Origin of the sequence: Hymenobacter psoromatis (assembly GCA_001596155.1) — a bacterium.
Classification (GTDB): domain Bacteria; phylum Bacteroidota; class Bacteroidia; order Cytophagales; family Hymenobacteraceae; genus Hymenobacter.
Map to the genome: position 1 here is coordinate 159,999 of CP014769.1, position 12,853 is coordinate 172,851.

The 12,853-nt window shown below is 62.7% G+C and carries 13 protein-coding genes; 11 read left to right on the top strand and 2 right to left on the bottom strand.

The annotated features are described in order from the left end of the window. Nucleotides 1-32 precede the first annotated feature (32 nt). The 3 genes from A0257_23100 to A0257_23110 all read left to right on the top strand — a co-directional run bounded on the left by A0257_23100 (nucleotide 33) and on the right by A0257_23110 (nucleotide 2,794). Entirely contained in the window at nucleotides 33-572 is a 540-nt protein-coding gene (locus A0257_23100) for a hypothetical protein (protein AMR25576.1), read from the top strand. Nucleotides 573-986: 414 nt separating this feature from the next. Then, nucleotides 987-1,820 (top strand): hypothetical protein, encoded by an 834-nt coding sequence (locus A0257_23105; protein ID AMR25577.1) that lies wholly within the window; start codon nucleotides 987-989, stop codon nucleotides 1,818-1,820. A 53-nt stretch (nucleotides 1,821-1,873) separates the two neighbouring features. Next, complete coding sequence (locus A0257_23110; GenBank protein ID AMR25578.1) at nucleotides 1,874-2,794, top strand: hypothetical protein; 921 nt, start codon at nucleotides 1,874-1,876, stop codon at nucleotides 2,792-2,794. Between the two features lie 97 nt (nucleotides 2,795-2,891). Here A0257_23110 and A0257_23115 read toward each other — a convergent pair whose 3' ends face one another. Then, the gene (locus A0257_23115) at nucleotides 2,892-3,800 is read right to left on the bottom strand and encodes a hypothetical protein (GenBank protein AMR25579.1); all 909 of its coding nucleotides are present in this window, start codon (nucleotides 3,798-3,800) and stop codon (nucleotides 2,892-2,894) included. 249 nt (nucleotides 3,801-4,049) lie between these two features. Between A0257_23115 and A0257_23120 the strand changes: the two genes are divergently transcribed. The 4 genes from A0257_23120 (at nucleotide 4,050) to A0257_23135 (ending at nucleotide 7,259) form a co-directional block, all read left to right on the top strand. Further along, nucleotides 4,050-4,364, top strand: coding sequence for a hypothetical protein (locus A0257_23120; protein AMR25580.1), 315 nt, complete (start codon nucleotides 4,050-4,052; stop codon nucleotides 4,362-4,364). A 42-nt stretch (nucleotides 4,365-4,406) separates the two neighbouring features. Then, nucleotides 4,407-5,789, top strand: a complete 1,383-nt coding sequence (locus A0257_23125) for a succinate-semialdehyde dehydrogenase (GenBank protein AMR25581.1) — start codon at nucleotides 4,407-4,409, stop codon at nucleotides 5,787-5,789. A gap of 85 nt (nucleotides 5,790-5,874) precedes the next feature. Next, nucleotides 5,875-6,330, top strand: coding sequence for a hypothetical protein (locus tag A0257_23130; protein ID AMR25582.1), 456 nt, complete (start codon nucleotides 5,875-5,877; stop codon nucleotides 6,328-6,330). Nucleotides 6,331-6,353: 23 nt separating this feature from the next. Next, nucleotides 6,354-7,259: a hypothetical protein gene (locus tag A0257_23135; GenBank protein ID AMR25583.1), complete on the top strand. Its 906-nt coding sequence runs from the start codon at nucleotides 6,354-6,356 to the stop codon at nucleotides 7,257-7,259. Nucleotides 7,260-7,469: 210 nt separating this feature from the next. Here A0257_23135 and A0257_23140 read toward each other — a convergent pair whose 3' ends face one another. Next, a complete protein-coding gene (locus A0257_23140) occupies nucleotides 7,470-8,402 on the bottom strand; it encodes a hypothetical protein (GenBank protein ID AMR25584.1) in 933 nt (310 codons plus the stop codon). A gap of 1,004 nt (nucleotides 8,403-9,406) precedes the next feature. Here A0257_23140 and A0257_23145 point away from each other — a divergent pair. From A0257_23145 to A0257_23160, 4 genes are read left to right on the top strand one after another with little or no spacing between them, the layout of a single operon-like run. Beyond that, nucleotides 9,407-10,387 carry a hydrogenase gene (locus tag A0257_23145; GenBank protein ID AMR25585.1) on the top strand — a complete coding sequence of 327 codons (981 nt, stop codon included), beginning with the start codon at nucleotides 9,407-9,409 and terminating at the stop codon, nucleotides 10,385-10,387. A gap of 27 nt (nucleotides 10,388-10,414) precedes the next feature. Beyond that, nucleotides 10,415-12,010, top strand: a complete 1,596-nt coding sequence (locus A0257_23150) for a cytochrome-c3 hydrogenase (GenBank protein ID AMR25586.1) — start codon at nucleotides 10,415-10,417, stop codon at nucleotides 12,008-12,010. A gap of 41 nt (nucleotides 12,011-12,051) precedes the next feature. Beyond that, nucleotides 12,052-12,555 carry a hydrogenase maturation protease gene (locus A0257_23155; protein AMR25587.1) on the top strand — a complete coding sequence of 168 codons (504 nt, stop codon included), beginning with the start codon at nucleotides 12,052-12,054 and terminating at the stop codon, nucleotides 12,553-12,555. Further along, nucleotides 12,509-12,820, top strand: a complete 312-nt coding sequence (locus tag A0257_23160; protein ID AMR25588.1) for a hypothetical protein — start codon at nucleotides 12,509-12,511, stop codon at nucleotides 12,818-12,820. The genes A0257_23155 and A0257_23160 overlap by 47 nt, the downstream gene beginning before the upstream one ends. Nucleotides 12,821-12,853 lie beyond the last annotated feature (33 nt).

Here is a 12,853-nt window from a genome sequence, read left to right on the forward strand (position 1 = left end):
TGGGTTAGGTAAGTGAATTAGCAAGATAGTAGGTGTTCACCGTGACGGGACCGCTGTTGGCGGGCTGGCCCTGGGCGAACCTGTTCACGCCCGTGCACATCATCTTGCTAGAGCTGGTAATGGGGCCGACCTGCTCCATTGCCTTCGAAAACGAGCCCGCCGAGGCCGGCCAGATACACCAGCCGCCCTACCCGCTCGCCAGCACCTTCCCGGCCGGGGCCGAGTTGGGTCGCAGCATGACGCAGGGCCTGGGCATCGCGGCGGCGGTGCTGGGCGTGTACTACGTGGCCATGCACGCGGGCCTACCCCTGCCGGTGGGCCGCACGCTGGTGTTTACCACGCTGGTGTTCAGCAATATGGGCCTCACCCTGGTCAACCGCTCGTTTACCCAATCGGTGTGGCGCACCCTACACGTGCCCAACCGCATCCTCTGGCTGATGCTGGGCCTTACGCTGGTGCTGCTACTGGTTACGCTGGTGGTACCGGCGGCGCAGCGGCTGTTCGGCTTCGCGCCGGTATCGGCGGGTGCGTTGGGTTGGTGCGCGCTGGCCGCGTTGATGGGAGTAGAGTAGGAAGAAGTGTATGAGGCCGTGCGTCGGAGCCGCGCTTGAAGTAGGGTCAGGCTGTGCCAGATGTTTCAAGCAGCGGGGGCCGTCCAATAGGTGCTTGGGGCATCAGCGCGAAAATTTCCCTGGGTATCGGCCACCGGGCGGGGGGTAGGGTAGCCTGACAAATGTCATCTGATAAGGAGATTATTATCAGGTAATTGCCAGGATGAGCGCCGCACTTTTACGGAGCTCCTATTTCTTCACTGGGCGGCTCGCTGTTCCTAACTCCTTTTTACGCCTGGTTACGCCCGTTTTTCTGTTTTCGGTAGTGCTGGCCGCGGCGCTGGCTCTAGTAGGTTGGCACTTGGGGGCTCACTCGTCGCGCGCTGCCTGAAGGTTTTAAGGTCTCAACGTTACTTCACCCGCCGCTTCTGAGTTATGAAACCTTCCTTCGTTGTCCTCACCGATGCAGCCCCCACCGGTGAACCCTTGCTCGGCTACGCCGCCGCGCTGGCCGCCGCCGTGGGGGCCACCCTGCACCTGGTGCACGTGGCGTCGATGCCGCCCATTGCCACCATACAATATGGCCTGCCGCTACTCGGTACGAGCTACGTGCCGGCTGTGCGCGACGACCTGCGGCGGGCCGCCGCCCGCCTGCCCGTGCCCACCACCGTGGACGTGTTGGAAAGCGACTGGCATGACGCCCTGGCCCAGGTGCTGGCCGCTTATCAGCCGGCGCTGGTGCTGGCCGGCCTCACCGCCACCGATGGCCCGCTGGATGAGCTGCTGAGCAACCGCACCCTGCCGCTGCCGCACCAAACCGGCTACCCCCTGCTGCTGGTGCCTGAGCGCTTGCCCGCTGCCGCCCAGCGCCCACCGCGCCACCTGCTGCTGGCCGTGGAGGACCAGCCCTTCCAGCTCGCGCCGCCGGTGCGGGCGCTGGCCCCGCTGCTCGATGCCCTGGCCTGCACCATTACGCCCGTGACCGTGCTACCCCTGCCCCATCCCCTGGCCGCTGGCGGGGTCGGGCTGCTCGCCGCTCAAACCTGCGGCCTGGCCGCCGCGCTGCCGGGCACCAAGCTGCACCGGGTGGTGGGCGTGCGCCCCGCCACGGGTATCTGGCGGGCGGCCGAGGAGCTAGGGGCCGACCTGATAGGACTGCTCGACCAGGGCCACGGCTGGGTGCATAAACTCTTCAGCGGCAGCATCATCGCCGATGTGCTGCGCTACTCCCAGGTGCCCGTGCTCCTGCTGCCCGTGGCGATGAACTAGCGCTTGCTGGCGTCAGGGGCTGGTCAGCTACTTCACATTTTCTCCTCCTTACCATGCCCCTGACGCTCGTTGTTTTTGCCGGTTTTTACGAGGCGGCCCGCCACGCGGAGCACTACGTCGATACCCTGGGCCAGGCCCTGCCCGGCAGCAAGCTGGTGCTGCTGCACGTCAACCGCGCTTCGCTCTTCGACCCCTACCTCATAGTGGGCGAGCGCTACCGCCAAGCCGACCTGGCCGTCGAAACCGACACCACGGCCGCCCTGCACCGGCAGGCGGCGGCGTTGCGCACGCCGGCTACCGTGGTCGTCACCACCGACCTGCTGCCCACCATCGCCCATGACTTGGCCACCCGCTACCAGCCGGCCCTGTTCGTGCTCAGTCAGCCCGACCCCGACCAACCCGCCGCCAGCGTCGTGGCCGACTGCGCCGAGCTGTTGCGGGCCGGGCAGCACGCGCTGCTGGCAGTGCCCCTCACCGCCTCGGCCGACCACGCCCCCCGCCGCATCCTGCTGGCCGCCGACCGCGAGGCTTTTGCCCTGGCCCCGGCGGCGCTGGCCCTCCGCGAGCTGCTCGCGCTGCCCGGCACCGAGCTATTCGTGGCCCACGTTTCGGGCGGGGTCGAGGACGATGCCGGCTGCGCCGCCGCCCTGCGCGCCGTGCAGGATAGCGGCCTGGTAGCGGGCCTGCCCATTCCAAAGCTAAGAGGTTATAATCAAGATGATTACGCAGAAGGCGTGCTGGATGCCGTGCGCGACACGCAGGCCGACCTGGTGGTGGTATTCGCCCGCCAGCGCAGCTACCTGGGCGAGCTGTTTCACCACAGCGTGACGGCCCGGCTGCTAGCCGATTGCCCTGTGCCGATACTGGTACTTCCCACTACGGTGGCCGCCGTACCCACCACTTTGCCGGAGGCTTCGGCTACTGTGGTCCAATCGGCCACTAGGGTGCTTCAGGGCATGAGCCCGGCCTACTAAGAGTTAATTTAAATAATAAAAATTATACTCTAAATTATTAATTTTCTACTATTTATTAGCGTTTATTAAGCCGTCTTATCGGTTAGCGCCGGGCGGCCTACAACGGCCGGGTTAGGCGCACGCCGCCGTAGGCGTAGCCGTTCATGTTCAGGCCCTGAATGGGGGTCAGGTATAAGTCTTTGCCGTGCAGCTTTTTGTAGAAGTGCAGCACGGCTACCCCCGCCGTGGCCCCTACCGCGCAGCCGATGAGCGAGTCGGTGAAGTGCTGGGGGGGTAGGGCTGCGCCGTCATACCCGGCGGCCGTGCGGTGCAGCCGGGGCACCAGCACACCCACCGAGGCCCCCACAACGTAGCCCACCAGGTTATCGGTGAGGAAGTGTTTGCCGGCCTTGATGCGGAAGTAGGCCACCACCACCGGCACGGCCGCCGCCGCGCCCCACACGTAGGGTTGCGCCCGAGAGCCGGGGTTGAAGTCGTGAAAAACCTGGGCCGCAAAAAACGTGGCCGTCGCCGTGTGGGCCACGTGCCCGCCAAAAAACGAGTCGGCCGCCACGGCCCCGCCGCGTTTACTACCCCCCTCAGCCCCGTAGAGGTAGGGCCGGTAGCGGTACACGGTGCCCACGGTGAGTGTGAAAATGGCGGCCGTGGTGGCCATCGTTTCCAGGTAGAGGCCCGCTACCTGGCCGTAGCGGCCGTGCACCGGCGCGTCGAAGGCCAGCAGGGCGGGCACCAGCGCCAGCGTGCCGTAACAGAGCGCGTCGCTGGTTGCCTGAGCGCGCGCGCTGTACGTGCCAGCTGAAAACCGGTCGAGAGCTGGCACATGGGCGCGGTCCAGCGCCGCTAGCTCGGCGGCCGTTGCCACGCGCTTGTGCTGCACCAGGTAGAGGCCCGTGGCGCTCAAGCCCGCCAGCCCCAGGGTAATTGGCGCGTCCACGGCAAACCGGGTCTGGTAGGGCGATGGTGCCGGCTGAGCCAGGGCCGCCTGTCCGCCACCCAGCCCCAGCACTCCGACCAGACCGAGCGCTGCCGAATGTTTCCGCAGGAAAGAGGTAATCCAGAAACTCATCTGGGCGCAGGGCCTAATGGGCCGCCTGAAAAGGCCAGCAAGTACCGCCGTGAAGCTAATGCCTGCCCTGCTAAAAATTCTGTTTTTCACTGATTTACGTCAGGCTTCCGGCGGGGCCGCGCCGCTAGCTTTGAGTTGGTCAGCAGCGAGAAAATATTCTTCCCACTACCCTGCCCATCCTACTTTGCTATGGAAGCGATAACCACCCTTGCGGCGCTACTGGCCCAACTCAAAAAAGAGGGCTACACCGAAGATTTCAACCTGCAAGACCGCTACCTGGCTGGCCGGCGCTCGGCCATCTGGTTGTCGCCGCACGAGTTTGCGGTGGACAAGCATTACCGCTTCGAGGGAACTTCCGACCCCGACGAGGAGGCCGTGTTGTACGCCATCTCATCGCCCACCTTCAACCTGAAAGGCACCCTGGTCAACGGCTACGGCAGCTACAGCGCCGCCGCTTCGGACGAGCTGGTGCAGGCTCTGAGGGAAAAAACAGCTGCTTACTAATCATTCAAGCACCTCATTCTTAGCACTTATCCTACCCCCCTCATGGCCATCCAAACCATTAATCCCGCCACTAACGAGGTCGTCCAATCGTTCGAGGAAATGACCGACCCGGCTATCGAGGCGGCGGTTGCCCAGGCGGCCACGGCTTTCGCGGCCTGGAAAACGACCGCCTACCCCCACCGGGCCCGGCTGCTGCGCCAAGTGGCCGCGCGGCTGCGAGCCCAAAAATCGGTCCTAGCTCGGCTCATTACCCTGGAAATGGGCAAGCTGTTGGCCCAGGCCGAGGGCGAAATTGAGCTGAGCGCCAACATCTTTGATTACTACGCCGAGCACGGAGCCGCGTTTCTGGCCGACCAGCCCCTGCACCCCGACCACGGCACGGCCCTGGTGCGCCACAGCCCCGTGGGGGTGCTGCTGGGGGTCGAGCCCTGGAATTTCCCCTTCTACCAGGTGGCCCGCTTTGCCGCGCCCAACCTCATGATTGGCAACGTGGTGCTGGTGAAACACGCCTCCAGCGTGCCGCAGTGCGGCCTGGCTATCGAGCGCCTGCTGCGCGAGGCCGGGGCCCCGGCCGGGCTCTATACTAACCTGCTGATTTCGGGCCACCGGGCCGATACGCTGGTGACCGACCTGCGCATCAAGGGGGTGTCGCTGACGGGCAGCGAAGCGGCCGGGGCCAGCGTGGCCGCCGCCGCCGGCCAGAGCCTGAAAAAGTCGGTACTGGAGCTGGGCGGCAGCGATGCCTTTCTTATTCTGGAAGATGCCGACATTGACCGGACCGTGGACTGGGCCGTGGTGGGGCGGATAAACAATAACGGCGAGTGCTGCGTGGCCGCCAAGCGCTTCATCGCGGTGGAGACGGTGGCCGACGAATTTCTAGCGAAATTCACGGCGAAAATGGCCGCTCTGCGCGTGGGCGACCCCCTGGACCCGGCCACCGAGCTGGGCCCCCTCAGCAGCGAGGCCGCCGCGGCCGGGCTGGTGGAGCAAGTGCAGCGGGCCGTGCACGGCGGGGCCACGGTGGTGCTAGGCGGCCAGCGGGTGGCCCGGCCGGGCGCATTTATGGAGCCGACCATTCTCACGGACCTCACCCCGACCAATCCGGTTTTTTATGAAGAACTGTTTGGGCCGGTGGCGGCTTTTTTTCGCGTGCCCGATGAGGCCGCCGCCATTGCCCTGGCCAACGACTCGCCATTTGGCCTCGGCGGCTCGGTCTTCACGCGGGATGTGGCGCGTGGCCAGCGCGTGGCCGACCAGCTCGACACGGGCATGGTCTTCATCAACCACCCCACCTGGACGCAGGCCGACCTGCCCTTCGGCGGCACCAAGCGCTCGGGCTACGGCCGCGAACTGGCCGGGCTGGGCATCGAGGAGTTCGTCAATAAAAAGCTCATCCGCGTGAGCGCTCTTATCGACCCGTTTTAGCGCTTTTTGGTGGGGTAGAAGGGTGTTTCGTTGAAGCTTTTTGAAAATTAATACAGAACGTCATGCTTCGACAAGCGGACGCTAGATGAGCATGATGTTCAACCGAAGCTTTACCAATTTCCAAACAGTTGCGTTTTTTCGTATGCGGCACCGCCTCTTATCTGAATCTCCTACCCTCGTGCTCGACTACGACGCCGTGGACGAGCTGCTGCACGCCCGCTGGGGCCCCGAGCAAACGCTGGCCTCGACCCAGGCCGGCTACGAGCAGATACTGGCCGTGCTGCCGGCCCAGCACTGCCACCGCCTGCTTGACGACCGCCGCGCCTCGCGCCTGATGTGGGATGAGCTGGCCACCTGGATGGCCACCAACTGGTACCCGCGCGCCCACGCGGCGGGCCTGCTGCACCACGCCGTGGTATTCGCCGAGGACTTTTTCGGGCACCTCGCCACCGCGCTGGTACTGGCGCGGGTAGATGGCGACGGCCAGCTCGTGGGCTTCAGTTCGGAAGCCGCGGCCCGCCAGCTGCTGCTAGCTTCGTAGGTCCGCCCTTTCCCGTACCCACTATGCTGCTCAATACCAGGCTCCCGGCCGCCTACCTCTTCCGGGGCATCCGCCCCGACCTGGTGCGGGTGCTGCTAATTTCTACCTTCTTCCACCTGCTCAAGCTCTCACTTGGGCCCTTCCTGCCGCCCGTGCCGCTGCAATTACCCACCATTCTGGGGAGCCTGATTTCGCTGCTGCTGGCCTTCAAAACCAACCAATCCTACGAGCGCTGGTGGGAGGCCCGCAAGGTGTGGGGGGCCATCGTTAACGACTCGCGCACGCTGGTGCTGCAAGCCGGCGGCTTCGTGCCCGATGCCGTGCTAGCCGCCGCGCCGTGGCCGCTGCGCGCGCTGGCCCACCGCCAGATAGCCTGGTGCTACTGCCTGGGCGAAACTCTGCGCGGCCTCGACTCCACTGCCACCCTCACCAAGTTCCTACCCCCCGACGAGCTGGCGTACACGCATAATCAGGATAATAAGCCCCTGGCGCTGCTGGCCCTGCACACGGCGCAGCTCAAAACCCTCTACCAGGAAGGCGCGCTCAACGCCTTCCAGCAGGTGCAGCTGGATGCCACGCTGGTGCGCCTCTGCGACGCGCTAGGCCAGGCCGAGCGCCTCAAGAACACGGTGTTTCCGGCCAGCTACCGGCGGCTGGTGCATTTTTTCATCTACCTGTTTCTATTTACGCTCTCGCTGGGGCTGGTGCAGGCCATTGGGCTGTGGGAAATTCCGGTGCTGCTGACCACCGGCTCCACCTTTTTCCTTCTGGAGCGCACCGCCCGCTACCTACAAGACCCCTTCGGCAACCAGCCCACCGACACGCCGGTCACGGCCCTGGCCCGCACCGTAGAAATCAACCTGCGGCAGTTGCTGCACGAGAGCGCCGTGCCCGCGCCGCTCGCGCCCGAAGGCTTTTATTTGCTGTGAGGCGGAGGGCTTTTGATAGCTTGCCCACACCCTGTTTCCCCTACCCCCCGCCGATAGCCAGAGTCCCCGACTAACCTTCTTGTTATGTTTTTTACGATTAAGATTCTGGCTTTAAGAAATTTAAATCCATATTACACTAACAAAGTGTAGTGCTACAGTAGTAGGGGGGGGGTAGCTTTTGAGGCTGTGGTTTTACGTGTTGCAAAGGACCTACAATTCTCGCCCACCTTTTCGCGCCTTCTTCAGCCACTTGAGCGCCGCTGTCACTTTAGCGTCCTGGCTCAAGTCGGTGAAGTTGTCGCCACCCGGGATGAGTACATCGGGGAGGAGGCTAGTTTTGTAAGCGGTGCCGGTACGGTCGGCATCCTGCGAGCCCGCAATGGTGAGGTAGGACCCACCACTGATGGGGTAGCTTTGGTTGGCGGTGGTGGCCCCATAGGTAGGCTCTCCGAAGAAGCGGGTGGCAGGGCGGCCCTTGAGGCTGATGGCGACAATTTCGCCGGAGCTGGCCGTCATCCCGCTGAGCAATACGGCAATGGGCAAATCGGAGCGGCGAGCGGGACAACGGTTGGTCAGCATAGTCACCTGCATGGTATCCATGTAGAAGTTACCCTGGCGCAGGTACGACTGCTGTTCAGGCTGGCCGTTGCTATCCACGAAGCCGCCCAGATGCCCGTCGCCGAGCAGCGGGGCAATGCCGGCCAGCATGGGCACCATAGCCCCGCCATCGTTGAGACGTAGGTCGAGAATCCAGGCCCGGGCCTGGTTAGGAGGGAGGCGGCAGAGCGAATCCTGCACCACTCGGGCCGCCACGCGCATGGCCGCCAGGCTGCCCCCGGCGTTGATGCCCGGCAGTTGGATGTAGCCCACCCGGCCCGGCAGCATCTTCACCAGTACGCCAGGCTTTTTCTTCAGCGCCGCCTTCACTACCTCATTCGCATAAGCAGGGCGGGCGGGATTATACCATTTGTAAATTTTGCCTTGGTAGGTGAGCCAGCCGTGGTCGTCTCTCAGTTGCTCGAACAGGAAAGGATAAATGGGCAGCAGGTCCCGGACGGTAGTAGCTCCCTGGGCCTTTTGGTGTACCACTTGGCGTAGTTGGGGCCAGTTGACAGTGTTGCGTTCCAGCGAGTAGGTCTGCAATAGGGTAAGGCTCTTATCGAGAAAGCTTGCTACGGAGTCGGGCAAGGCCGCCGGAGCGGTCTGGCAGTGGGCTGATGCACTTATACCAGTCAGCAAAAGAAGTATTCCCAGTTTTTTCATGCCCCGAAGATGCTAGTTTTGAATGAAGGGTTGGCTGGGGGGAGGCAAGTGTAGTAATTCCGCGCAAGACGCTGACGAACAGTAAAAAAGAATAGTTACTGTGCTTCGATAGGGGAATTTCCAGCCCCTGGTTCGCTTTGTAAAACAAGGCCAAGGCTTGTAACAGTAGCCTGAATTTAGTAGTCTGTATTGGAAAAGTACCACACCGGCCATTCTTAGGAAAGGAGCCGAAAAATGGCCTATTTTCAAGATTTGTCCGAGAAACCTTGTTGTGTTGAGGGAGAATTCCGCGAAACGAGTCTAACACTGTTCGCCGCTCTGCTACCCCCGCCTCAGTGCTGCCAGCGAATGTGCTGGTCCTCCAGCGGCACGGCGATGCCCTCGTAGGCGGGCAGGATGCGGGCCGTGAAATCACTGGCGGGGCGGGTGGTGGCGACCTGGGCCTGATAGGGGTAGTAGCCGTCGGCAGTGGGGGCTGCGGCTGGTTGCAGCAGGATGCGCAGGGGCATTTCGTCGGGCAGGCCCGTGTGGCGGCGGGCAGGTAATAGCTCTGCCTCTTCAAAGCGATTCCCTGACAATAACGGTCTTATTACCTGACGTTTGTCACGCCGCCGCGCTGGCCCAACGGCTGGTCTGCCTGGGCAGCAACGAAACCAGGTAGCGGTAGCAACTGCCCAAAAACCTGATAAAAATCATGTAGCCCGGCGTTATTCATCAGGGTGTTGGCAGGGGGTAGGGCCGAATTTTGAGCGGTGCAGAAACAGGTAGGCAGGGGCCGAACAAGTTCCTCAGTTGCCTAAAGAATACGGCGGCTTTTCAACGCGCTGTCCGGCTGCTTCGGCCGGGTACTAATCGCTCTTTTCATCTTTTTCCCCACCCATCTCATGGCAAACGTTTTGTGGCTTCAGGGGGGCGCGTGCAGTGGCAACACCATGTCGTTCCTCAATGCCGAAGAACCCACCGTCGTCGAACTCGTGACGGACTTTGGTATTAATATCCTCTGGCATCCGTCGCTGGGCGTGGAGTTGGGGCATCAGGTGACGGACCTGCTGCATGATATTATTGGGGGAAAGGTGGTGCTGGATATTTTCGTGTTTGAGGGCACCGTGGTGCAGGGGCCGAACGGCACCGGTATGATGAACATCTTCGGCGAGCGGGCCATGAAGGACTGGGTGAAGGAGCTGGCCGCCGCCGCCAACTACGTGGTAGCTATTGGCGATTGCGCGACCTGGGGCGGCATTCCGGCCGTGGAGCCCAACCCGAGCGACTCAGTGGGGATGCAGTTTTTCAAGAAGCACAGGGGCGGCTACCTGGGGGCCGATTTCGTGTCGAAGGGCGGGCTGCCAGTTATCAATATTCCGGGTTGCCCGGCGCACCCCGATTGGATAACGCAGATACTGGTGGCCATTTCGACGGGCCGCATCGGCGACGTGCTGATTGACGAGTACCAGCGGCCACGCACCTTTTTCACCGACTTTACGCAAACGGGCTGCACCAACGTGGTCAACTTCCTGCACAAGGTGGACGGCGGCTTTGGCAAGCGCGGCAACGGCTGCCTGTTTTACGAAGTGGGCTGCCGGGGGCCGATGACGCGCTCCAGCTGCAACCGCATTCTGTGGAACCGGCATTCCAGCAAAACGCGCGTCAACCACCCCTGCCTGGGCTGCACCGAGCCGGGTTTCCCGCACCACGACCTTAAGAAAGGCAGCATTTTCAAGACCATGACCTACCTGGGAATGCCCCTTGAAACGCCGACCGGGGATTCTAAAATCGGCTACTATCTGCGGGCCGGCTTCGAGAAAACGCTAGTGGCCGCCGAGAAGGTGGCCGGCGTGGAAGAAGCTTACCACGAAGGCTCCAAGTAGCTCACCCTCATCCTATTCCTACCCAACATGGCACTTGTTAAAGAATTGAATATCTCGCCCGTGGGCCGCGTGGAAGGCGACCTCGACGTGCGCGTGTACATCGAGAACGGCGTGGTGACCCGCGCCTACACGCAGGCGGCCATGTTTCGCGGCTTCGAGCGCATTATGGCCGGTAAGGACCCGCAGGCGGGCCTTATCGTGACGCCGCGCATCTGCGGCATTTGCGGCGGCTCGCATTTATACTGCGCCTCGTCGGCGCTCGATACGGTCTGGAAAACGACCCTACCCCCCAATGCGCTGCTGCTGCGCGGTATCGGGCAGGCGGCCGAAACCTTGCAGAGTATTCCGCGCTGGTTCTACGCCATTTTCGCGCCCGATATGGTGAATAAGAAATTCGCCAATTTCCCACTGTACCCGGAAGTGGTGAAGCGGTTTTCGTCCTACGTGGGCACTTCGTTTCAGAAGGGCGTCACGGCTTCGGGGCGGCCGGTGGAAATCTACGCGCTCTTTGGTGGGCAATGGCCGCACAGCAGCTACATGGTGCCCGGCGGCGTGATGTGCGCCCCGACCCTCAAGGACGTGACCCGCGCCACGGCCATCCAGAACCAGTTTAAGAACGACTGGCTCGAAACCGTGTGGCTGGGCTGCTCGGTGGCCCGCTACCGCGAGGTAAAAACCTGGGACCAGCTGCTGGCCTGGGTGGACGAAAACGAGTCGCAGAAAAACAGCGACTTAGGGCTGTTTATTCGGGCCGGGATGCAGTTTGGGCTGCACAAGTTCGGGCAGGGGGTAGGGCGGTTTATCACCACCGGCAGCTACTTGCAGAAGGACCTATATAACCACCCCACCATCGAGGGGCGCACCAAGGCGCTCATCAGCCGGGCGGGCTTTTACGACGGAAAAAACTACTCCGTGTTCGACCAGGCGCTGGTGAAGGAGCACGTGGAGCACGCCTGGTACGAAACCGTGCCCGCCCTGCACCCCTGGGACGAGCCGCTGCCTACCCCGGTGCAGTCGCAGAGCCTGCAAAAATCCGATGTCAACGGCAAATACTCATGGTCCAAGGCTCCGCGCTACCTGGATATGGCCGCCGAGGCCGGGCCGCTGGCCCGCGTCGTCATCGCCGCCGACCCCAACCACCGGGAGCCGCACCAGATTTACGACCCGCTTTTCGGCGACATCATGCAGCAAATCGGGCCGAGCGTGTTTACGCGGGTGCTGGCCCGGATGCACGAAGCATCGACTCTCTACCACTACATGACGGAGTGGCTGAGCCAGTTGGACCTCAACGGCGAGTTCTACATCAAGCCCGAGGAGCGCGACGGCAAGGGTTTCGGGGCCACCGAGGCCGCCCGTGGTGCGCTGGCCCACTGGATTGAAATCGAGAACGGCGTTATCAAAAACTACCAGGTAGTGGCCCCCACCACCTGGAACGTGGGTCCGCAAGACGACCGGGGCCAGGCCGGCCCCATCGAAGCGGCCCTGCAAGGCATTGAGGTAGAAGACGAAAGCGACCCGGTGGAAGTGGCAATGGTGGCCCGCTCGTTCGATTCGTGCCTGGTGTGTACGGTCCACGCGCACGATGCCAGGAGCGGGGTGCAGTTGGCGAAATTCAAGCTGTAGGGCAAATAGATTCCGTTGGCACCATCCCTCTATCCCCTGCCATGAACCCAAAAACCGCCATTCTCGGCTTCGGCAACCCCGTGCGTAGCGACGACGGCGTGGGGTGCTACGTCATCGAGCAGCTCCAGCAGCGGGCCGATTTGCCGGCGCACATCCACCTGTTCGACATGGGCACGTCGGCGTTTGAGGTGCTTTTTAAGCTGGCGGGGCACGAGCGGTTCATCATCGTGGATGCCGTGGTGAACAGCGGGGAGCCGGCGGGCACCCTGTTTCGGCTGCCCGCCGAGGCCGTGGAAGCCGCCGTGCAGGACGACCCGCTGGTGTTTTTGCACGGCCTGAAGTGGGACCAGGCGCTGGCCTACGCCCGCAGGATTTTGCGCGACGAGTACCCCGACGACATTACCGTGTATCTGGTGGCCGTGGACGATACCCGCCTCGAAATCGGCCTGTCGGAGGCCGTGCGGGCCGGCGGCCACCAGGTATTAGAACTTATTAGCAATGAATGCTTTACTGCTTCGGAACGGCCATCTTCAGTTCACGGCTGAGCTGGTGCAGCGGGCCTTTGCCGGCGAGCAGCAGCTACGGCGCGTGTACTACCCCGAGCGCCGCGCCCTGCTGCTGGCTCCTAAGTCGGACATCTTCTTCGAGAAAATGCACAAGACCACCTGGTTCGTGCCCAAAGACCGTAACCTACTGGGCGACAAGGCCATCGACGTGCGCGATATTCTGCTCGATAACGACCTCGACGAGGCCGACCGCGAAGTAACCTACGAATTAGAACCCACCGGCGTGCTATGCGTGATTTTGTGAACGACCCTGCGAACAACTCTGTGAACGACGCTG

Coding starts and splice junctions, on each gene's coding strand:
- A0257_23105 (AMR25577.1), top strand. CDS start 987: ATGAAACCTTCCTTCGTTGTCCTCACCGATGCAGCCCCCACCGGTGAA.
- A0257_23110 (AMR25578.1), top strand. CDS start 1,874: ATGCCCCTGACGCTCGTTGTTTTTGCCGGTTTTTACGAGGCGGCCCGC.
- A0257_23120 (AMR25580.1), top strand. CDS start 4,050: ATGGAAGCGATAACCACCCTTGCGGCGCTACTGGCCCAACTCAAAAAA.
- A0257_23125 (AMR25581.1), top strand. CDS start 4,407: ATGGCCATCCAAACCATTAATCCCGCCACTAACGAGGTCGTCCAATCG.
- A0257_23130 (AMR25582.1), top strand. CDS start 5,875: ATGAGCATGATGTTCAACCGAAGCTTTACCAATTTCCAAACAGTTGCG.
- A0257_23135 (AMR25583.1), top strand. CDS start 6,354: ATGCTGCTCAATACCAGGCTCCCGGCCGCCTACCTCTTCCGGGGCATC.
- A0257_23145 (AMR25585.1), top strand. CDS start 9,407: ATGGCAAACGTTTTGTGGCTTCAGGGGGGCGCGTGCAGTGGCAACACC.
- A0257_23150 (AMR25586.1), top strand. CDS start 10,415: ATGGCACTTGTTAAAGAATTGAATATCTCGCCCGTGGGCCGCGTGGAA.
- A0257_23155 (AMR25587.1), top strand. CDS start 12,052: ATGAACCCAAAAACCGCCATTCTCGGCTTCGGCAACCCCGTGCGTAGC.
- A0257_23160 (AMR25588.1), top strand. CDS start 12,509: ATGAATGCTTTACTGCTTCGGAACGGCCATCTTCAGTTCACGGCTGAG.